At 70.9% G+C, this 19,419-nt stretch carries 13 protein-coding genes; 11 read left to right on the forward strand and 2 right to left on the reverse strand.

Going from position 1 to position 19,419, the window contains the following annotated elements; genetic code table 11:
• Positions 1-94 precede the first annotated feature (94 nt).
• The 5 genes from ABZ876_RS19560 to ABZ876_RS19580 all read left to right on the forward strand — a co-directional run bounded on the left by ABZ876_RS19560 (position 95) and on the right by ABZ876_RS19580 (position 7,320).
• The gene (locus ABZ876_RS19560; RefSeq protein WP_361782686.1) at positions 95-1,195 is read left to right on the forward strand and encodes a substrate-binding domain-containing protein; all 1,101 of its coding nucleotides are present in this window, start codon (positions 95-97) and stop codon (positions 1,193-1,195) included.
• 179 nt (positions 1,196-1,374) lie between these two features.
• The gene (locus ABZ876_RS19565) at positions 1,375-2,166 is read left to right on the forward strand and encodes an ATP-binding cassette domain-containing protein (protein ID WP_361782301.1); all 792 of its coding nucleotides are present in this window, start codon (positions 1,375-1,377) and stop codon (positions 2,164-2,166) included.
• Positions 2,163-3,458 carry a sugar ABC transporter permease gene (locus ABZ876_RS19570; protein WP_361782304.1) on the forward strand — a complete coding sequence of 432 codons (1,296 nt, stop codon included), beginning with the start codon at positions 2,163-2,165 and terminating at the stop codon, positions 3,456-3,458. The genes ABZ876_RS19565 and ABZ876_RS19570 overlap by 4 nt, the downstream gene beginning before the upstream one ends.
• A gap of 225 nt (positions 3,459-3,683) precedes the next feature.
• Positions 3,684-5,654 carry a 1-deoxy-D-xylulose-5-phosphate synthase gene (gene dxs, locus ABZ876_RS19575; protein WP_361782307.1) on the forward strand — a complete coding sequence of 657 codons (1,971 nt, stop codon included), beginning with the start codon at positions 3,684-3,686 and terminating at the stop codon, positions 5,652-5,654.
• 145 nt (positions 5,655-5,799) lie between these two features.
• Entirely contained in the window at positions 5,800-7,320 is a 1,521-nt protein-coding gene (locus ABZ876_RS19580) for an amino acid permease (RefSeq protein ID WP_361782310.1), read from the forward strand.
• 7 nt (positions 7,321-7,327) lie between these two features.
• On the opposite strand, the gene ABZ876_RS19585 is transcribed toward ABZ876_RS19580, so the two are convergent.
• Positions 7,328-7,726, reverse strand: coding sequence for an NTP pyrophosphohydrolase (locus ABZ876_RS19585; RefSeq protein ID WP_361782313.1), 399 nt, complete (start codon positions 7,724-7,726; stop codon positions 7,328-7,330).
• Positions 7,727-7,805: 79 nt separating this feature from the next.
• On the opposite strand from ABZ876_RS19585, the gene ABZ876_RS19590 reads away from it, so the two are divergent.
• Positions 7,806-8,819 carry a hypothetical protein gene (locus ABZ876_RS19590; protein ID WP_361782689.1) on the forward strand — a complete coding sequence of 338 codons (1,014 nt, stop codon included), beginning with the start codon at positions 7,806-7,808 and terminating at the stop codon, positions 8,817-8,819.
• Between the two features lie 75 nt (positions 8,820-8,894).
• Here ABZ876_RS19590 and ABZ876_RS19595 read toward each other — a convergent pair whose 3' ends face one another.
• The gene (locus tag ABZ876_RS19595) at positions 8,895-9,971 is read right to left on the reverse strand and encodes an LCP family protein (protein WP_361782316.1); all 1,077 of its coding nucleotides are present in this window, start codon (positions 9,969-9,971) and stop codon (positions 8,895-8,897) included.
• A 289-nt stretch (positions 9,972-10,260) separates the two neighbouring features.
• Between ABZ876_RS19595 and ABZ876_RS19600 the strand changes: the two genes are divergently transcribed.
• From ABZ876_RS19600 to ABZ876_RS19620, 5 genes are all read left to right on the forward strand, one after another.
• Positions 10,261-11,376 carry a hypothetical protein gene (locus tag ABZ876_RS19600; RefSeq protein WP_361782692.1) on the forward strand — a complete coding sequence of 372 codons (1,116 nt, stop codon included), beginning with the start codon at positions 10,261-10,263 and terminating at the stop codon, positions 11,374-11,376.
• 417 nt (positions 11,377-11,793) lie between these two features.
• The gene (locus tag ABZ876_RS19605; RefSeq protein ID WP_361782319.1) at positions 11,794-13,509 is read left to right on the forward strand and encodes a stealth family protein; all 1,716 of its coding nucleotides are present in this window, start codon (positions 11,794-11,796) and stop codon (positions 13,507-13,509) included.
• A 95-nt stretch (positions 13,510-13,604) separates the two neighbouring features.
• Positions 13,605-14,471: a hypothetical protein gene (locus tag ABZ876_RS19610; protein ID WP_361782695.1), complete on the forward strand. Its 867-nt coding sequence runs from the start codon at positions 13,605-13,607 to the stop codon at positions 14,469-14,471.
• A gap of 8 nt (positions 14,472-14,479) precedes the next feature.
• Positions 14,480-17,353: a stealth conserved region 3 domain-containing protein gene (locus ABZ876_RS19615; RefSeq protein WP_361782322.1), complete on the forward strand. Its 2,874-nt coding sequence runs from the start codon at positions 14,480-14,482 to the stop codon at positions 17,351-17,353.
• Between the two features lie 52 nt (positions 17,354-17,405).
• A complete protein-coding gene (locus tag ABZ876_RS19620; RefSeq protein WP_361782325.1) occupies positions 17,406-19,376 on the forward strand; it encodes a PIG-L family deacetylase in 1,971 nt (656 codons plus the stop codon).
• Positions 19,377-19,419 lie beyond the last annotated feature (43 nt).

A 19,419-nucleotide genomic window follows, 5' to 3' on the forward strand; every position in this document is an offset into this window, starting at 1 on the left:
TTCTTGACGTCGCACGTGTGGCCGAGTTGACTTCCAGCCACCTCGGCCGCAACGTCGCGGCCTCGTCAGGGAGGTTTCTGAAGTGAACACGCGTATGCGTCGTGCCGCCGTTGCCGTTGCCGTGGGTGCGATGGCCGTCTCGCTGGCCGCCTGTGGCAGTGCCAAGGAGTCGGGTGGCGGCTCTGCCTCGTCGTCGGGTGCCAAGAAGGGCGACGCCATCAAGGTGGGTCTGCTCCTTCCGGAGAACAAGACCGCGCGGTACGAGAAGTTCGACAAGCCCCTGATCGAGAAGAAGATCAAGGAGCTGACGGGCAACAAGGCCACGCTGGAGTACAACAACGCCCGGCAGGACGCGAACCTGCAGGCGCAGCAGGTGGACACCATGATCACGGACAAGGTCGACGTCCTGATCATCGACGCCGTCGACTCCAAGGCCATCGCCAACTCGGTCAAGAAGGCCAACGACGCCGGCATCCCGGTCGTCGCGTACGACCGCCTGGCCGAAGGCCCGATCAAGGCCTACACCTCGTTCGACAACACCCAGGTCGGCAAGACGCAGGGCGAGGCGCTTCTGAAGGCCCTTGGCGGCAACGCCAAGAAGGGCAAGATCGTCATGATGAACGGTGCGGTGACCGACCCCAACGCCGCCCAGTTCAAGGCCGGTGCCCACTCCGTCCTCAACGGCAAGGTCAACGTCGGCCGCGAGTACGACACCAAGGAATGGTCGCCGGACAACGCCAACGCCAACATGGAGGCGGCGATCACGGCGCTCGGCAAGAAGAACATCATCGGCGTCTACTCCGCCAACGACGGCATGGCCGGCGGTATCATCACCGCCCTCAAGGCCGCGGGCATCTCCAACATCCCGGTCACCGGCCAGGACGCCGAGCTCGCGGGTGTGCAGCGCATCGTCACCGGTGAGCAGTACATGAGCGTGTACAAGTCCTACCCGCAGGAGGCGGACGTCGCCGCGCAGATGGCCGTCGCCCTCGCCCAGGGCAAGTCGCTCGACGCGATCGCCAAGGACAAGGTCGACAGCCCGACCACCAAGCAGGTTCCGTCCGCCCTCGTCCCGGTCGTCGCGCTGACCAAGGACAACATCAAGGACACGGTCATCAAGGACGGCATCTACACCCCCGCCGAGATCTGCACCCCGCAGTTCAAGGCCGGCTGCGACAAGATCGGTCTGAAGTAAGCGACCCCGAGTCCTTTCCCCGCACGGGAATTCGTCCTTGAATTCCCGTAGGGGACTGGCGCACAAAGACTCCTCCGGCGCCTCGCGTTCACCAGCCCCGCAAGCTCGTTGCGGGGCGCCGGACGGAACATTCCCCCAAACTTCTGCACAACCTCCCGCCGGGTCAGGCGGCGAAGGAGATGGTTCACGTGTCCGCTACGCCCGTGCTGGCGTTGCGCGGGGTCTCCAAGCGGTTCGGTGCCGTTCAGGCGCTCACCGACGTAGAGCTTGAGGTCCACGCCGGTGAGGTGGTCGCCCTGGTCGGCGACAACGGCGCCGGAAAGTCCACGCTGGTCAAGACGATCGCCGGCGTGCACCCCATCGATGAGGGCGCCATCGAGTGGGAAGGCAAGTCCGTCCAGATCAGCAAGCCGAACGACGCCCAGAGCCTCGGCATCGCGACCGTCTACCAGGACCTCGCGCTCTGCGACAACATCGACGTCGTCGGCAACCTCTTCCTGGGCCGCGAGCTGAAGAAGCGCGGCATCCTCGACGAGGTCGAGATGGAGCGGCGTGCCCGCGAGCTGCTGACCACCCTGTCGATCCGGATCCCCAGCGTCCGTATCCCGATCGCCTCCCTCTCCGGCGGTCAGCGTCAGACCGTGGCCATCGCCCGTTCGATGCTCGGTGAGCCCAAGCTGGTCATCCTCGACGAGCCCACCGCGGCGCTCGGCGTCGAGCAGACCGCCCAGGTCCTCGACCTGGTCGAGCGGCTGCGCGAGCGTGGCCACGCGGTGATTCTCATCAGCCACAACATGGCCGACGTGAAGGCCGTGGCGGACAAGGTCGCGGTACTCCGCCTCGGCCGCAACAACGGCGTCTTCGAGGTGAAGACCACCTCGCAGGAGGAGATCATCTCCGCCATCACCGGCGCCACCGACAATGCCGTGACCCGCCGTGCGGCACGCACGAACGGGGAGGTTTCCAAGTGAGCATCGAAAAGACCTCCGAGACGCCGCAGGACGCGCCGGCCGTCGAGAACCCCGAGGCCGCCGCGGCCGCGGTGACCGCCGTCGACCCGCGCCTTCTCGTACGCGAGCAGGGCCTCACGGGCTACCTGGGCGAGTTCAAGCGCAAGATGCGCGCCGGCGAGCTGGGCTCCCTGCCCGTCATCGTCGGCCTGATCGCCATCTGCGCCATCTTCCAGAGCCTCAACTCGGCCTTCCTGTCCGCGCAGAACCTGAGCGACATCACCGTCACGATGGTCGGCACCGGCATGATCTCGGTCGGTATCGTCTTCGTCCTGCTGCTCGGTGAGATCGACCTGTCGGTCGGCTCGGTCAGCGGTGCGGCCAGCGCCCTCGCGGCCGTGTTCGCCGTCAACCAGGGCTGGCCCGAGTGGCTGGCGGTGCTCGTCGCCGTCGCCGCGGGCGCGGCCATCGGCGCGGCGCACGGCTTCTTCTTCGCGGTGCTCGGCGCTCCCGCCTTCGCCGTGACACTGGCCGGTCTGCTCTTCTGGCTGGGCTTCATGCTCCAGGTGCTGGGTGCCAACGGCACCATCAACCTGGACAGCGACGGCCTCATCGGCCAGCTGACCACGTACTTCTTCTCCGACGTGGCGGCCGCCTACGGTCTGGCCGCTGTCGTGGTCATCGTGTTCTTCGGCACCTCGTACCTGGGCAACCGCCGTCGCGAGGCCGCGGGCGTCCCGTCCCGCCCGCTCAGCGAGACGGCCCTGCGCACCGGCCTGCTCGCCGTGGTCGCCTTCGCCGCGGCCTACATGTACAACCAGTACAAGGGCCTGCCGCTGGCCACGGTGATCTTCCTGGCCTTCCTGGTGCTCACGGACTTCGTGCTGCGCCGCACCGCGTACGGCCGCAAGGTGTTCGCCCTCGGCGGCAGCGTCGAGGCCTCCCGCCGTGCCGGTATCAACGTCACGGCCGTCCGGATCTCGGTCTTCGCCATCTCCGGGTTCTTCGCGGCGGTCGGCGGTCTGTTCCTGGCCTCCAAGATCGCCTCCGCCAACCAGAGCGCCGGTGCCGGTGACCTGCTGATGAACGCGATCGCGGCGGCCGTCATCGGCGGCACCAGCCTCTTCGGCGGCCGGGGTCGCACCTGGAACGCCCTGCTCGGTGTGCTGGTGATCGTCTCGATCCAGTACGGCCTCCAGCTGGAGTCCATCGCGGAGCCGGTGAAGTACATGATCACCGCCGGCGTGCTGCTCACCACCGTGGTGATCGACTCGATCACCCGCAAGACCCAGAAGACGGCGGGCCGCGCGTAGGCCCGACCGGCGGGGCGCGTCAGTCCCCTTCGACCTGTGCCCGGCACCAATGGCGGTGCCGGGCACAGTCCTGTCCGGCCCCCGCGTCCCGTGCGGCAGGCCCGGCCCGGGGCGGCCGGAAACCTGTGCCCCGGAAGGTGAGGGCCGCCCGTGATCCGAACAGGCGGAACATTAGACTCGACAGGCCCGGCAAGCTCGACACAGCTCTACTGCAAGGAGGCACGGGTGCCGCTGCTGACCCGCATCAGGGGACCGCGCGATCTGGACCGGCTCAGCCTGGAGGAGCTGGACCAGCTGGCAGAGGAGATCCGGACCTTCCTCGTCGGCGCCGTCTCCAAGACCGGCGGCCACCTGGGCCCCAACCTCGGTGTGGTCGAGCTCACCATCGCCCTGCACCGTGTCTTCGACTCGCCCAGGGACAAGGTCCTCTTCGACACCGGCCACCAGGCCTATGTGCACAAGCTGCTCACCGGCCGTCAGGACTTCTCGAAGCTGCGCAGCAAGGGCGGCCTGTCCGGCTACCCCTCGCGCGCCGAGTCCGAGCACGACATCATCGAGAACTCGCACGCCTCCACGGTCCTCGGCTGGGCCGACGGCCTCGCCAAGGCCAACGAGCTGCTGGAGCGGGACAGCCATGTCGTCGCCGTCATCGGTGACGGAGCGCTGACCGGCGGCATGGCGTGGGAGGCGCTCAACAACATCGCGGACGCCAAGGACCGCCCCCTGGTCATCGTCGTCAACGACAACGAGCGCTCCTACGCCCCCACCATCGGCGGCCTCGCCAACCACCTGGCCACCCTGCGCACCACCGACGGCTACGAGAAGTTCCTCGCCCGCACCCGGGAGGTGCTGGAGCGCACCCCCGTCGTCGGCAAACCCCTCTACGAGACCCTGCACGGCGCCAAGAAGGGCCTGAAGGACTTCATCGCCCCGCAGGGCATGTTCGAGGACCTGGGCCTGAAGTACGTCGGCCCGATCGACGGCCACAACATCGAGGCACTGGAGTCCGCGCTGGCCCGCGCCAAGCGGTTCGGAGGCCCGGTCATCGTGCACTGCCTCACCGAGAAGGGCCGCGGCTACAGGCCCGCCGAGCAGGACGAGGCCGACCGCTTCCACGGCATCGGCCCGATCCACCCCGACACCGGTTTGCCCATCAAGGCGTCCGCCGCCAGCTGGACCTCCGTCTTCGGCGACGAGATGGTCAGGCTCGGCCGCGAGCGCAAGGACATCGTCGCCATCACCGCGGCCATGCTCCAGCCGGTGGGCCTGAAGAAGTTCGCGGACGCCTTCCCGGACCGGATCTACGACGTCGGTATCGCCGAGCAGCACGGCGCGGTCTCCGCGGCCGGCCTCGCCACCGGCGGACTGCACCCGGTCTTCGCGGTGTACGCCACCTTCCTCAACCGCGCCTTCGACCAGGTCCTCATGGACGTCGCCCTGCACAAGTGCGGGGTGACCTTCGTGCTCGACCGGGCCGGCGTCACCGGCGACGACGGCGCCTCGCACAACGGCATGTGGGACATGTCGATGCTCCAGGTCGTCCCCGGACTCAGGATCGCCGCCCCGCGCGACGCCGAACAGCTGCGCGCCCAGCTGCGCGAGGCCGTGGACGTCGACGACGCGCCGACCGTGCTGCGCTACTCCAAGGGCGTGGTCGGCCCGGCCGTCCCCGCGGTCGGCACGGTCGGCGGCATGGACGTCCTGCGCAAGGCCGACGCCCCCGTTCCGGACGTGCTGCTGGTCTCCGTCGGCGCGCTCGCGCCGATGTGCCTGGAGATCGCCGACCTCCTCGACAAGCAGGGCATCTCCACCACCGTCGTCGACCCGCGCTGGGTCAAGCCCGTCGACGAGGCGCTCGCCCCGCTGGCGGAGCGGCACCGCGTGGTCGTCACCGTCGAGGACAACTCGCGCGCCGGCGGTGTCGGTTCGGCGGTCGCGCAGGCCCTGCGCGACGCGGGCGTCGACCTCCCGCTGCGCGACTTCGGCATCCCGTCGCGCTTCCTCGACCATGCCTCCCGCAAGGAGGTCCTGGCGGAGATCGGCCTGACCGCCCCGGACATCGCCCGCCAGGTCACCGGGCTCGTCTCCAAGCTCGACGGCCTGCCCCACGCCCGGCCCCACTCGACCGGGGGGACCCCCGCCGACCGTACGGCCGCCCCGCGGGCCGTGGACTCGGTGGAGTCCGCACGGGACTGACACCACCCCACTGACATCCCGGGCCGGTCCTGCCCTCCTTTACGGTGGCGGGACCGGCCCATTTGCGTGAACCCACCCCTGCCGGGGCATACGCACTACGCCCCCTCTCGATCATGTCGGGGACGACAAGCGTGGGAGGTACGCCGTGAGCAGGACCCTCTTCCGGACGAAGAACGTCGAGCAGTCGATCCAGGACACCGAGGAGCCGGAGCACGCGCTCAAGAAGACCCTCTCCGCGCTGGACCTCACCGTGTTCGGCGTCGGTGTCATCATCGGCACCGGCATCTTCGTGCTGACCGGAAAGGTCGCCAAGCAGAACGCGGGACCGGCCGTCTCGCTGTCCTTCGTCCTGGCCGGCGTCGTCTGCGCGCTCGCCGCGCTCTGCTACGCGGAGTTCGCCTCGACGGTCCCGGTCGCGGGGTCCGCCTACACATTCTCGTACGCCACGCTCGGCGAGCTGCCGGCCTGGATCATCGGCTGGGACCTGGTCCTGGAGTTCGCGCTGGGCACGGCGGTGGTCGCCGTCGGCTGGTCCGGTTACATCCGCTCGCTGCTCGCCAACGCGGGCTGGCACCTGCCCGCGGTACTGAGCGGCCGTGAGGGGGTGAGCGGATTCGGCTTCGACATCCTCGCCGCCGCGCTCGTCCTGGCGCTGACCGCCATCCTCGTCCTCGGCATGAAGCTCTCGGCCCGGGTGACCCGGCTGGTCGTCGCCATCAAGGTCGTCGTCGTGCTCATCGTGATCATCGGGGGTGCCTTCTTCATCGACACCGCCAACTACAAGCCGTTCGTCCCGGAGCCGCAGGCCGTACCCGCGGGCAGTGACCTCAGGGCGCCGCTGATCCAGCTCATCGCCGGCTGGGCACCCTCCGACTTCGGCGTGCTGGGCATCTTCACCGCCGCCTCGGTCGTCTTCTTCGCCTTCATCGGCTTCGACATCGTGGCGACGACGGCCGAGGAGACCCGCAACCCGCAGCGCGACGTGCCGCGCGGCATCCTCGGATCCCTGCTGATCTGCACCGCGCTGTACGTGGCGGTGTCGATCGTCGTCACCGGGATGCAGCACTACTCCGACCTGTCCGTGGACGCGCCGCTCGCCGACGCCTTCAAGGCCATCGGACACCCCTGGTTCGCGGGAGTGATCAGCTTCGGTGCCGCCATCGGCCTGACGACGGTCTGCCTGATCCTGCTGCTCGGGCAGAGCCGGGTCTTCTTCGCGATGAGCCGGGACGGACTCTTGCCCCGCTTCTTCTCCCGGGTCCACCCCCGTTTCAAGACCCCGCACCGGCCGACCGTCCTGCTCGGCGTGGTCATCGCCGTCGTCGCGGGCTTCACCAGCCTCAGCGAACTCGCCGAACTCGTCAACATCGGTACGCTCTTCGCCTTCATCGTCGTGGCGATCGGCGTGCTCATCCTGCGCAGGACCCGCCCCGACCTGCACCGCGCCTTCCGCACCCCGTTCGTTCCGGTGGTGCCCGTCCTCTCGGTGTGCGCCTCGCTGTGGCTGATGCTGAACCTGCCCGCCGAGACCTGGCTGAGGTTCGCCGTCTGGCTGATCATCGGCTTCCTCGTGTACTTCCTCTACGGGCGCTCGCGCAGCCGTGTCGGCCAGGAGCAGCGCACCACCGTGCGAGCGACCGGGCAGCCGGACAACGGCCCTCTGTGACCGCTTCTCAGCCCCGGTCCGCCGGGGGTTCCTGATCACGCAGCGCCCGCGGTCCCAGCACCGCCGCCCCGTGTTCCCCCACCCGGCGGCGCAGCTCCCGGTCCGCCGTGACGACCAGGACGGGGCGGTCCCCGGCCTCCTCCACCAGCTCGACGATGCGGTCGTCACCGCTGCCGGGCGCCGAGTCCACCCGTACCCCGGGAACGGAGTCCACCCCGCGCGCGGCGCCTTCGACCACGAGCACCAGTTCCACCGGACCGGACCGGCCGGGCAGCCCCGTCTCGGCGTACCGCACGAGCCGGTCCCGCAGCCGCTCCGCCGCGCCGCGCCGGTCCCGCCACCAGCCGTCGGGCACGGATCCGACGACGTTCGCGGCGTCGACGATCACCAGGGGCGGGGCGCTCATGCCCTCAGCTTCGCACGAAGCCGTGCCGTCGGCTCGACGGACTCCCGATTACAGTGGGGGAGTGTCAACGGTCCCCACACTGAACGGCTCCTGGCTGCTGCGCGGCCGGGACGGCAGCCTGAGCACCTATACCCCGCGGGACGAAGCGGTGTGGTGCCGGGCCGAACGACACCCGGGCCTTCCCTGGGAGCCCCCGCGCAGGGTCGGCGGGGAGCAGCGCCTGCACGACCAACTGGCCCTCGGCCAGGGCGCCGACGGCTACGCCCACCTCGTCGCATGGCGTCCCACGGTCCCGGGTGAGTCGGGGCTCGTCCACTCCACCCACTTCCGTCCTCACCTGGCCGCGCTCGACTGGGTTCCCATCGGCCACCCGGACCGGAAGGGCGACCGGACCGGTCTGCCCGCGGTGGCCGTGGACGCCGAGGGCCGCGCCCATGTCTTCGCGCACAACAAGGGCGGCGGTGTCAGCATGCTCGGCCAGAAGGAGCGCGGCGGCTGGGGCCCCTGGCGCGACATCGGAGGCGCGGGCGCGCACGAGGAACTCTCCGCCGTGACCGGAGGGTCGGGGCGTGTGGAGCTGTACGCCACCACGCCGGACGGCATCCTGCGCTGGCGCCAGGAGGAGCCCGGCGCGACCCTCGTGCCCGACGAGGCGCTGGAGGTGAGCGTCCGGCCCGGGACGCTGACCGCCCTGCCCACCTCCAAGGAGCACACCACGCTGTTCTTCACGGACCTGGAGGGCATGCTGCACGCCTGGCGCCCGGGGAGCGACCCCGTCCCGCTGCTCCTCGCCGCCGGGCCGGGCCGGGTGGCGGCCCTTCGCTGCGCCATCGACGGCTACGACTGCACGCTCCTCGCCCAGCGTTCGGCCTCCGGCCATGCCGTCTTCGCGGCCTGCCCGACCGAACAGGAGTCGGCGGGCCTGTGGTGGAGCGAGTCGGGCCCGCAGCTGCCGGTCGGCACACGGGTCGCGCTGGCCGAGGACGCCGAGGGGCGGGTGGCTTCCGCGACCCTGGCGCCGGACGGCGAACTCCGCCTGGCCCGTCAGAAGGACGAGTCGGGGCCGGCGTTGGATGCCTGGCAGTCGGTGTGACGGCTGCCGGTTGCCGCCGTCAGGCGCCGCCGGCAGCCATGCGGACGGACAGGGACATGACTGCCTGACGACGCGTCAGGAGCCTCCGGTCGCCGGGGACTTCTTCGCCGACGCGGGGATGTCGGAGTCGGTGCGGAGCGCCTTCCACAGGGTGCTCGACTGCGGTTCGGCGGCGACGACCCGGTTGGGGTCGACCTTGTCGTACGCCACCGGAAGCATGATCGTCTCCATGGTGGACGGATCCACGCCGTTCACGCTGCGGCCGAACTCCGCCAGCTTGGTGAGGGAGGCGAGCCCCGAGTCGGTGGTGAGCGCCGCCGTCAGACTGTCGGCGATCTTGTAGGCCTTGGCCGGGCTGCCCAGCAGGTCCTGCTTCTTGATCTCGCTCAACAGCGCCAGCATGAACTGCTGCTGGAGCCCGATACGGCCCAGGTCGCTGCCGTCCCCGATGCCGTGCCGGGTCCGGACGAACTCCAGTGACTGTGTGCCGTCCAGCCGGTGCGTGCCGGCGGTCAGGTCCAGACCGCTGGACTTGTCGTGGATGTTCCGGTCGACGGTGACGGTGACCCCGCCGATCGCGTCCACCAGCCCCTTGAACCCGGCGAAGTCGATCTCGACGTAGTGGTCCATGCGTACTCCGGACATCTGCTCCACGGTCTTGACCACACAGGCCGGACCCACCTGGGAGTAGATGGAGTTGAACATCACCCGCTTCGCCGAGGCCACCTCGGTTCCGTCCGGCTTCGTGCACGTGGGGCGGGTGACCAGGGTGTCGCGGGGGATGCTGACGGCGACGGCCTTCGTACGGCCGTCGGGTATGTGCATCACCAGAGCGGTGTCGGAGCGCGCGCCGGAGACCTTGCCGGTGTGGAGCGAGGCATTGGCACCGGCACGTGAGTCGGATCCCAGAACGAGGATGTTCTGTCCCGAAGTGGGTAGTTTCTCGGGTCGGTTGTCACCGAGCGCCTTGTCGATGTCGACGCCCTTGATGTTGCCGTCGAGGTCGCTGTAGAGCCAGTAGCCGGTACCGCCCGCGGCGACGACGAGCAGCGCCAGCGAGAGCAGGATCCACCGGCCCCTGCGGCGGCGGGGCTTGGCGGCCTTCGGGGCGCGGCGTGTACCGCGCGGGCTCTCGACGGCTGGGGTCGTCATCGGGTCGCTGTCCTCGTCTTCATCTCTGCCGGGCAAGGAGTGCTCGGGTGATCGGACAGACCGGCGAGCCGCCCCGGGCGTTGTACGACGGTGATCTGAATCACATGAGTCGTGCTGATGGGCCGTCATGTCCCTTGGCGCCTGTCCGCGAGAAGCGGTGCGGTACCCCGGTGTCCTCCGGTCCTGGCCGGGGGAGTGTATGCCCTATGCATATGATGTGAGAATTCCACGTGAATTCCGGGTACCCGGGCCGAGGCCGGGCGCGTTCTGCAAGGAGTCCGTCATGGTCATGCGGGGCCGGTCCGCGCGCGCCGCGCAGCGGCGTCGTACGCCCGGGGCCGTCGCCGGCACGCCGTCGTCCGCCGTCACCGGCACCGCTGCCGGCTCATGGCTGGTGCGCGGCAAGGACGGCAGGCTCACCGCATACGCCCCGTGCGAGGGCGGACTGCTGCGCTGGACCGAGGCGCGGCCGGGCGGCCCCGGCTGGTCCGGGCCGGCCTTCTTCCCGGTCGCGGACCTCACGCACCTCACGGTCGTCCAGGGCGCGGACACCTATGTCCACTTCGTGGGCCGACGTGAACGGCGGCACCCGGACGGCCGGGTGGACGTGGACGTCGTGCACGCGATCCAGTACCAGACGGGACGTCCAGTCACGGAGTGGCGTTCCCTCGGCAATCCGCACCGCGAGCCGGACAGGGCCCGGCGCTTCGGCGTGCCGACGGCCGCCGTGGACACCGCGGGTACCGTCCACGTCTTCGTACGGAACGCGGGGGGCGGGCTCATGATGCGCCGTGAGGGCAACGGCGGCCGCTGGGAGCCCTGGGCCGATCTGCGGGGCGCCGATGTCCGGGACGGACTTGTCGCGACGGCCACGTCGAGCGGCCGGGTCGAGGTGTTCGCCCCGGCCGGAGGCGCGGCACTGCACTGGGTTCAGCCGGAATCCGGCGGTACGCCCCAGCGGTCCCATGACGTACGGCCGGGCCCGCTGCCCGGTTCCGTCGCCGTGCTGGAGACCGCCCCGGGCCGGCTGACCCGCTTCTGGACCGACCCGGCCGGATCCGGACTCCTCTGTCACCGGTCCGGCGGCTGGCCGGCGCCCCTGGGCGGCGCCCCCGGCGACGGGGCCAACGCGGTGCTGCGCACCCTCCTCGACGGGTACGACTGCACGGTGCTCGCCCACCGGGGCGCGGACGGCGGCATCCTGGTCGGAGTCTGCGGCACGGAGGCCGAGTCGTCGGGGCTGTGGTGGACGGACGCGGGCCGCTCATGCCTGGGCGCCCCCGCCCTGGCGCTGGACGCCTACGGCCGTGTCGTGCTGGCCGCCCTCGATCCGGACGGCACCCTCTGTGTGGCCCGGCAGGCATCCGGGTCCGGGCTCGCGTTCGAGGACTGGGTGCATGCCTGACCCGAAGTCTCCCCGGATGTGGGATTCATGACAGAGGCTCGGCCGGCAACCGATTCCTTCTGGACAGTTTGAGGAGGAGGTGTAAACATTCTTCGTAGTCAGTAAGGCTTCGGTAAGCAACAGGTGTCCCGCAGGCCAAGGGGAAGACGCCGTGGCCGTCCCGGTCACCGCACTAGGGGGTGCGGTCGCCGGCAGGGGAGGCGAGACGGAGTCACTGCCGGGGGGCGGTGGGCCGACGTACGCGTGACAAGGGTGGGGGGCGGCGGTGACGCCGACGGACAGCCGGGCGGTGTGCCCCGGTTTCGAAGTGGATGGTGCGGAAGTCAGGTGAGCCTCAACAATCCGGAGGCCAGCGCCCTGGTGTCGACATATCGGTCTTTGGTGCCGGTGGGGGCTCGGCGCAGGATCGTACGACGGGTGCCGGTTCCGCTGCGCACCTCGGTGAAGCGCTCCCTGGCCTCGGCCGACGCCGTGCGTTCCGCCGTCGTGGTCCGTGCGCTGAGCGGGAGCCGCAAGGGCGGCAAGCACACCTCCGCGGGCCGGATACGGATCGTGCGGGTGGCCGGGAAGCACATCCGTGCCATGGAGGTGCCCGGGGCGACCGCCTGGGCCGCCCGGGCACGCAACCTCCACATCGTGGTCTCCGTCCTGGACGAGGCCGGGATCGACTACTTCTGCGTGCGCGGTACCGCGTCGCCCACCCCCTGTGTGGCCGTTCCGGCCGGGCAGCGGGCCGAGGTGGAGGATGTGCTGCGGCTGCTGTGCGAGGAGAGCCCGGGATACGTCGGCACCGTTTCCCCGGGGCAGATGCGTCCCGGTGCCTCCGCCGCGAGCTGGCGCGCGCTGCGCGGACAGCGGGTGCTGCGCGTGGCGTGGAACGTCTGCGACCCCACCGGAAACCTGGTCTTCGGCCGTGAGTCCGGCTGTGACATCGAGTTCTGGGCGGAGCAGGACGGTCAGCTGGTTGCGCCGCGGCCCAATCGCGTGGTGACCGAGGTGCCAGTGGACGCGGGTCGCTGCTGGGCCGAGCAGAAACGATTCAGCCCTGTGCCCGCCGTATACACCACCGGCCACGCCCGCACCCTGCCCGAGTTCGTCGCCGCACTGCCCGACGACCACCTCTTCCCGATCGACGTGGTCTACACCTGGGTGGACGACTCCGACCCCGTGTGGCGGGCGAGCCGGGACGCGGCCCGCGGCCGGCTCACCGGCGCCCCGGGGAACGCCCTGCACGAGCAGGCCGCCAACGACTCCCGTTACACCAGCCGCGACGAACTGCGGTACTCGCTGCGCTCCCTGCACCAGTACGCCCCCTGGGTGCGCAACGTCTTCCTCGTCACCGCCGGTCAGGTGCCGGCCTGGCTGAACGCCGACTTCCCCGGGATCCGGGTGGTGGACCACCGGGAGATCTTCTCCGACCCGGACGCGCTGCCCACCTTCAACTCCCATGCGATCGAGAGCCAGCTGCACCACATCCCGGAACTCGCGGAGCACTTCCTCTACCTGAACGACGACGTGTTCTTCGGCCGGCCCGTGCAGCCCGGACGGTTCTTCCACCCCAATGGCCTGACCAAGTTCTTCCAGTCCAAGGCCCTGATCCCGTCCGGCCGTGCCAGCACCGAGGACCTGCCCGTGAACGCGGCCGGCAAGAACAGCCGCGGACTCATCGCCCAGCAGTTCGGCACCGTCATCTCCCAGAAGATGAAGCACACCCCGCACGCCCTGCGGCGCAGTGTGCTCGCGGAGATCGAGCAGGTCTACGCCAAGGCGCACCGGGTCACCCAGCACTCCCGCTTCCGGTCGCCGGGCGACGTTCCCATCGCCTCCTCGCTGCACCACTACTACGCCTACCAGTCGGCCCGGGCCACGGTCGGGGACATCCGCTACGTCTACGTCGACCTCGCCGACGAACTGGCGCCGCGCCGGCTCAACAGCCTCCTGGCCCGACGCAACTTCGACACCTTCTGCATGAACGACACGGTCACCGCCGCCGACGCCGAGGCTCAGAGCCGCATGGTGGAGAACTTCCTGGACGCCTACTTCCCGGTGCCGAGCCCCTACGAGACCGCCTCCGGCATCGTGGCGCCCCGTCGGCCGGCGCGCGTCGCCGAGCTGGGACGCGCCGGCTCATGACCCCCCGACCCAACGGCCCCGCCACGGCAGGTGGCGGGGCGGGCGGCCCGCGCCGCCGGCTGCGCGCCCGTGTCGCCGCCCTGCGTACCCGGCTCATGCTGCGCCTGTTCGTCCCCCTGCGCCGAAAGCGCGCCGCACTCCTGCACTACGCCGCCATCCTCGACGGCCAGACCGTGAACCTGCACGCCCAGTTGCCGCCCACCGCCGGCCTGCCGGACCGGGTGGAGATCGTCCTGCGCCGCGGCCGCCGCCGCCACCCCTGCGAGGCGCGGGTGTACGAGGGCCCGGCCGGCGAGGCCCTGGTCGACGCCGCGGTCCTGCTGGGCGCGGAACTCGGCGGCGCACCCGTCGGCACCGGACGGTGGCGGCTGCGGCTGCGGCTGTACTCGGGACGCAGATCACGCACGCTGTCCCTGCTCCTGCTGGAGCCTCCGGTTCCCTACGAGGGACCGACCAAGCCCATGGAGGCATCCCCGGTGACCGGGGAACGCCACCGTCTCGGACGCTCCGTCCGCGGCAGCGCCCGGGTGGTCAGTACGGCCGCCCGCGCCGCCGTGGAGGTGACCAAGGTGCATCTGACCCATGCGGGCGTCACCGTGGACGTGCGGGTGCTGGGGACGTCCGTGGACGGACCGCGGGCGGAGTTCGTCGCCGCCGGACGCAGGATCGACCAGGCCGTCGAGACCCTCGGACCGGACCGCTTCCGCGTCGCCGTCCCCCTGAGCCAGATGACCCCCCGCGGGGGCCGGCCCGAGCACTGGGACGTCGTGCTCCGCGACTCCACCGGCCGGTCCCTGCGCCTCGGGCGTCGGCTGCACGACGTACGCAACCCGCTGCGCGTCTTCGCCATGCGCAGCCTGGCCATCACCCCGCAGGGCCACCCGCCCATGATCGTCCAACCGCGCTACACCCCCGCAGGAAATCTCCGGGTCACCTGCACGCGCATGCCCGAGGCAGGCTGAACCGACCGATGAAGATCACTTTCTTGCTGACCACGGCCGACGCCGTGGGCGGAACCGAACGAGCGGTGTTCAACCAGGCGTCGGAACTCGCCGCCCGGCACGACGTGCGGGTGCTCAGCGTCTTCAAGAGCAAGCCGGCGCAGTTCTTCACCCCCGACGAACGGGTCCGTGTGGACTACCTCGTGGACCTCACCGGACGCGTCCCCCGCCCGCTGCGCCCGACCCGGGTCGACGACTCCGTGTGGACAGGGCTCGCCGCGCAGCCCAGCCAGATCGTCGACCGGTCCTGGGAGTCGGCCTTCAACCGGCTGTCCGACCTGGAACTCGAACTCGCCCTCCAGGACACGGACACCGACGTCCTCGTCACGACGACCCCCGCCCTGATGGCACTCGCCGTCCAGCTGGCGCCGGCCCGTGTGATCACCGTCCACCAGGAACACCGGGTCTCGGAACTGCGCGGCACCAGCGGCGAGCCGCTGCGCCGTTACGCCTCCCGGCTGGACGCGCTCGCCGTGCTCAGCGAACGCACCCGGGAATGGTTCGCGGAGACCCTCGGTGCCGCTGCCCCCCGCCTGGAAGTGGTGCCGAACGCGCTGCCCAGCGGTTTCCGTCCCCGCTCCACCCTGCGGACCCGGACCGTGGTGATCGCGGGCCGCCTCGTGGCGGAGAAGCAGATCGACCATGCGGTCACCGCCTGGGCGACCGTGGCCCGGCACCACCCCGACTGGCAGCTGCGGATCTTCGGCGACGGACCGCTCAGCGGCGCCCTGCGCCGGCAGATCGACATGCTCGGGCTGCACGACTGCGTCCAGCTCAACGGCAACTCCCGTCACCTCGCCGAGGAGTGGGCCAAGGCCAGCATCGCCACGCTGACCTCCCGCAACGAGGCCTTCGGCCTGGTGCTCGCCGAAGCCCATGCCGCCGGCGTCCCCGTGGTCTCCTACGACTCGCCGAACGGCCCGCGCGAAGTGGTCATCGACGGGCAGACCGGGATCCTCGTACCACCCGGCGACACCGACGCCCTGGCCTCCGCCCTGCTCCTGCTGATCGAGGACACCGAGTTGCGGCAGCGGATGGGCACCGCGGCCCTGGCATCCGTCAACCGCTTCTCGCCCACCGTCGTCTCCGCCCACTGGGAGCGCATCTTCCACGAACTCGCCGCCGAGCGGGACAGCGGCCGCCGTGCCGTGGCCAAGGCCGAGCGGCAGGCCGTTCACGCGTTCTACAGCGGCCCCGACGGCAGCGTGCCCGCCGCGTCACCCGCCCCCTCCACCGCCGTGCGCACCTCCGACCAGCGCGCGCTGGAGGAGCGGCTGCTCAAGCGGAACCGCCGACTGGTGAACGACGGCGGCCAGCTGTGCCGGCTCCTGGAGTGGGAGTCGCCGTGGGAGGTCGTCCAGCAGAACCTGGCCCTGGCCGCCAACGCGCTCGAAGGCGCGGACATCCCCTACCTCGTCGTGCGGGACCACCTCGTGCGGCACACGGTCGCCGTCCACGCGGTGCACAAGGAGGCGGTCTTCAAGGCCCTCGCCGACCGGTACGCCGAGGAGGCCGTCTACGCCGCGGTGCTCAACGAGGGGCAGAGTACAGTGGCGACCGTGCTCGCCGGACTGGCGGCACCGTACGCCGACACCCCGTCCTCAGGGGTCCGGCTGTACGAGAACGTGGTCTCGCGGTCGCGACTGCTGCGCCTCGGTGCCGTGTACGGCTGCACCATCACCTTCTGGGACACCGACCCGGAGGACGAGAGCGAGCTCAAGGCCCCCGCGCGCACGCTGATCGGCGACCGGGTGCCGGCCGGCGCCATGTACCGCAGCACCCTCACCCTGGGCGGTCGCCCCTACCCGACGATCGACGCCTTCGGGCGGGCGCTGCACGGGGACATCACCTTCCCCGTCGACGCCGTCTACACCTGGGTCAACGGCGCCGACCTGGCGTGGCTGGAACGCAAGAACGCGGTCCTGGCGGCCATGGGCCTGGACACCGAGGACGCCGCCACCAGCGCGGCCCGCTTCCGGGACCGCGACGAACTGCGCTACTCCCTGCGGTCCATCGACATGTACGCCCCGTGGATCCGCCACATCTACATCGTCACCGACCGGCAGGTCCCGCACTGGCTCGACCTCGGCCATCCGCGCGTGCGGGTCGTGGACCACACCGAGATCTTCGGCGACCAAGGCGCGCTGCCCACCTACAACTCGCACGCCATCGAGAGCCGGCTGCACCGGATCGAGGGCCTGGCCGAGCACTTCCTCTACTTCAACGACGACGTGTTCCTCGGCCGGACCGTGCGACCCGACATGTTCTTCCTCGCCAACGGCCAGGCCAAGCACTTCATGTCGCCGACGGCCGTGCCGATGGCGCCGGTGTCGACCGAGGACGAGTTCAACATCAGTGCCGCGAAGAACAACCGCGCCCTGATCGAGCGGGACTTCGGGCAGACGCTGGTGCACTCCTTCCTGCACGCGCCGCACCCGCTGCGGCGCAGCGTCCTCGCGGACATCGAACACCGCTACCAGCACGCGGTCACGGCCACCGCGGCCAGCAGGCTGCGCAGCCACAGCGACATCTCCATCGCCTCGTCGCTGCACCACTACTTCGGCTTCCACACCCTGCGCAGCGTGCCCGGCAGCATCTCGTGCGGATTCGTCAACGTCGGCCTGAGCGAGCACGCCGCCCGGCTGAACCGGATCCTCACCGTGCGCCCGCATGACGTGTTCTGCCTCAACGACTACCACGACGGTGACGTCCCGGAGGACGAACAGGACGCGATCCTCGCCGCGTTCCTCCCGAGCTACTTCCCGGTGCCGAGTCAGTTCGAGACCGGGTCACCGCGCAACCAGCGCGCCCACGCGGGCTATCTGCCGGGATGGCCGCTGTGACCCCGCAGTCCCCGTCATCCCCGCCGTCCGCGCCGTCAGGAGGAGCAACCACGTGAACAGCCCCGCATCCGTACTGCAGATCGTGGCCCATCCGGACGACGACCTGTACTTCATGAACCCCGCGACCTTCCAGGGCCTCAAGGCCGGGACCCCCACCACCACGGTGTACCTCACCAGCGGTGACGCGAGCGGGCGCAACCCCCGGCCGTGGCAGCTGGAACCGGTGGCCGAGGACCGCGCGGCGTACGGCAAGGCACGGCAGAACGGCATCAAGGCCGCGTACGCCGCCATGGTCTCCGGCGACCGCACGGCCGCCTGGACACCGGCCACCCTGCCCACGACGGGCGGGGCCCTCGCCGAGGTGTACAGCCTCGCCGACGCGCCCTGGGTGACCCTGATCTTCCTCAACATCCGCCAGCACGGAACCCCGGAGGGCCCGCCGCGCAGCCTGCACGCACTCTGGCACGAGGAGACCGAACAGGTCCCGACGCTGGTGCTCCACGGCGGCCTCGTGCCCGAGACGTACGCGTACACACGGGCCGGTCTGGTGGACACGCTGGCCCAGATCCTGGGCATCGTCCGGCCGACGCTGGTGCGCACCATGGACCCGGACCCCGACCGGCTGGTCCACGACGAGAAGTTCCCGCAGCGGCACGACCACGGCGATCTGGCGGACCACTGCGACCACACCGCGGCCGCCCTGTTCTCCTGGCTCGCCCTCGACCGCTACCAGGGCCCGGCCGAGAACCGCACGTTCACCGTGGAGGCGTACCGCGGCTACTACAACGAGCGCTGGCCGCACAACCTGAGCCCGCAGGCCGTCTCACTGAAGGAGTACTTCCTCAACGTCTACGGCGCCGCGGACGGGTACGACTGCGGGGATCCCGCCGGCAGCGGCGACTACGCGGTCGGTCTGAACTCCCGGCGCACCGGCTGGGTGCAGAGCACCGCACCACGCCATCCGACCGGGGCGAACTGGCTCGTCACCGACCGGCGGGGCCGGCTGGCGGCCTTCGCCGTGGTCAACCAGCAGGCCGCGGTGTGGCTGGAGGTCCAGCCCGGCGCCGACCAGTGGCGCGGCCCCTTCTTCCTCGGGGGCGGCCCGCTCGCGCCGGGCCTCTCGGTGAGCCTCACCCCGGACGGCCGCTGGCAGGTCTTCGCCGCGCGCCTGTCCCATCTCGCCGCGGACGGCAGCCACGCCAGGGAGATCGTGCTGCTCGAACAGTCCGAACCGGACGGGGTGTTCCCCGGCTGGATCACCCTGGGCAACCCCTCCGCCGGCGACCCGCAGCGCGACCGCCACCTCGGCGCACCCGTCGTCACCAGGGACGGCAGGGGGCGGCTTCACCTCTTCGTGCGCAACGCGGGCCAGGGGCTGCACAGCCGGGTCCAGGAGGCGGACGGCTCCTGGGGCGAGTGGACCGATCTGCGCGGGCATGAACTCCAGGAGGGCTTTGCCGCGCTGACCGCGCCGAACGGACAGGTGGAGGTTTTCGCCGCCAGCCGGGACGGCGTCTTCCACTGGTCGCAGAGCTCCCTCGACGCCCCGCTCAGCAGGGCGCCCCGCTTCCGGCTCACCGTGCCGGCCGGTCCCGCCGCGGCCGTCGTCCAGCCGGGCGGACAGGTCATGACGGTCTACCGCCAGCCCGGATCGGGCCGCCTGCTGATGGCGCAGGAGGACGCCCCGGCGGGCCGGTGGGCCCAGCCGGCGGCGTCGATCGGGGGGCGCGGCGGCTTCGGCGCGATCGCCCTCGCCGCGGGACCGTCGCCCGAGACGGGCACGCTCGTCGTCGCGCGCGGAGACCTGGGCGGGGTCGCCTACCGTTTCCTGCCGGGTGACGAGTCCTGGCGGGAGCTGCCCACGACCGCGCTGGGCGGCACGATCGCGCACGCCCCCGCGGCCGCCTTCGACGCGCTGGGCCGCGCCACGATCGCGGTCCTCGGAGCGGACGGCCGCCTGGCCGTCTCCCGCCAGGCCGCCCCGGGTTCACCGGAGTTCGGCCCCTGGCAGGTGACCGGCTGACGGGTCCCGGGCCGAGCGGGTGCCGGGCCGCCTGGTCCATGGG

The organism is Streptomyces sp. NPDC046931 (assembly GCF_040644655.1).
In the GTDB taxonomy this organism is placed as follows: domain Bacteria; phylum Actinomycetota; class Actinomycetes; order Streptomycetales; family Streptomycetaceae; genus Streptomyces.

What these genes read in the sequence shown, in the direction of transcription:
- ABZ876_RS19560 (WP_361782686.1), top strand. Translation starts at nt 95, where the DNA reads ATGCGTCGTGCCGCCGTTGCCGTTGCCGTGGGTGCGATGGCCGTCTCG.
- ABZ876_RS19565 (WP_361782301.1), top strand. Translation starts at nt 1,375, where the DNA reads ATGGTTCACGTGTCCGCTACGCCCGTGCTGGCGTTGCGCGGGGTCTCC.
- ABZ876_RS19585 (WP_361782313.1), bottom strand. Translation starts at nt 7,726, where the DNA reads ATGAGCGCCCCGCCCCTGGTGATCGTCGACGCCGCGAACGTCGTCGGA.
- ABZ876_RS19595 (WP_361782316.1), bottom strand. Translation starts at nt 9,971, where the DNA reads ATGACGACCCCAGCCGTCGAGAGCCCGCGCGGTACACGCCGCGCCCCG.
- ABZ876_RS19600 (WP_361782692.1), top strand. Translation starts at nt 10,261, where the DNA reads ATGCGGGGCCGGTCCGCGCGCGCCGCGCAGCGGCGTCGTACGCCCGGG.
- ABZ876_RS19610 (WP_361782695.1), top strand. Translation starts at nt 13,605, where the DNA reads ATGCTGCGCCTGTTCGTCCCCCTGCGCCGAAAGCGCGCCGCACTCCTG.
- ABZ876_RS19615 (WP_361782322.1), top strand. Translation starts at nt 14,480, where the DNA reads ATGAAGATCACTTTCTTGCTGACCACGGCCGACGCCGTGGGCGGAACC.